Source organism: Polymorphobacter sp., assembly GCF_051860865.1.
GTDB lineage: Bacteria > Pseudomonadota > Alphaproteobacteria > Sphingomonadales > Sphingomonadaceae > Sandarakinorhabdus.
In genome coordinates, this window is record NZ_JBIMKZ010000144.1 from 1 (window position 1) to 1,361 (window position 1,361).

The window sequence follows — 1,361 nt, forward strand, 5'->3', positions numbered from 1 at the left end:
GCGGTCGTCCTCCACGATGCCGAAGATGTCGTCCATCCGCACGAGCTCTTGGTCTACAATGCGCTGATCCCGCGGCTGGCGATGGTCCAGCTGCCGGTACGCCCCCTGCCCGATCCCGGCTCGCGCTGGATCAGCGGCCATTATCTCGATGAATTCGCCGAATCCCATGCCAAGGATCTCGTCGTCCGCGAGGCGCTCGGCGCCGCCGTTCCCTCCGCGGGCGTCGCCTCGGGCATCTGCCGGACCATGCTCGGCCGCATCGCCGCCGGCCGGGACGGCCCGTTCGATGCCGCCAGCCTGACCGAGGATTATGAACTCGGCCATCGCATCAAGGCCCAGGGCGGACGCGCCGGGCTGGTCCGGCTGAAGAGCCGCGGCGAGCGGCTGGTGATCGCCACCCGCGAGCATTTCCCCGCCACGCTCGCCGCCGCCGTCGCCCAGAAGAGCCGCTGGCTGGCCGGCATCGCCCTCGCCGGCTGGGACCGGATCGGCTGGCCGGGCAGCCTTGCCGACCGCTACATGCTGCTGCGCGACCGCAAGGGCATTCTCGTCGCGCTGCTCGGCGTCGTCGGATACATGCTGCTAGCGCTGCTCGGTCTCGATGCGCTGCTGCGCGCCCTGGTGCCCATCGCCGCCGCGCTTCCAGCCATCGTGCCGCCCGATTCCCCGCTGGCGTGGCTGCTGATGACCAATCTGGCGCTGTTCGGCTGGCGCCTGCTGATGCGCGCCGGCTTCACGGCCCATGCCCATGGCGCCGGCGAAGGGCTGCGCGCCATCCCCCGCACGCTGGCCAGCAACCTGATCAACGCCGCCGCCGCACTGGTCGCGATCCGCCGCTACCGAACGATGCGTGCCGGCAACGCCACCCCGGGCAGCCTGCCCGCCTGGGGCAAGACCGCCCACCGGTTCCCGGCATGACACAGGCCGACACCGCCAGCCGCCCGTTCCGGGGCCTCGGCCTGCTCATCGCCGCGCTGGCGGGATGGACCGCCGCCCGCCTGCCGGCCGCGCTGGACCGTCACCACGCGCTGGCCGACACGCTCGGCGCCACCATCGCCAGCGCGCCTGCTGCCCAGCCTACCGTCACCTCCGCTGTCGCGCCTGCCGCACCGGCACCGGTCTATGTCTTCCCGCCCGAGCCAGCTCCTCCACAGGCGCCGATCGTCATTCGCGAAATCATTTACCGCGAGGCCCCCGAACAACCCGCCACAATCGCCGCAGCCCTGCCCGAGGTTTCATCGGCCCCATCGACGCCCGACACACCGATGCGCCAGACCATGCCGCCCGCCCCTCTCATGGCCGGCGATTTCGCCACCGCTGCCTATCAGCGCCTCCAGTCCGGCCAGCGCCGCGAAGCGCTG

General features: G+C 71.9%; 1 protein-coding gene and 1 pseudogene. Both read left to right on the forward strand.

All coding sequences use genetic code 11. The features are described 5' to 3' along the window. Positions 1 to 918, forward strand: a 918-nt coding sequence (locus ACTIFJ_RS15325; protein WP_439534981.1) for a glycosyltransferase family 2 protein, incomplete at its 5' end; no start/stop codon positions are given. After that, positions 915 to 1,361: pseudogene (locus ACTIFJ_RS15330) on the forward strand (hypothetical protein); the annotation flags it as partial. The gene ACTIFJ_RS15325 and the pseudogene ACTIFJ_RS15330, both read left to right, overlap by 4 nt.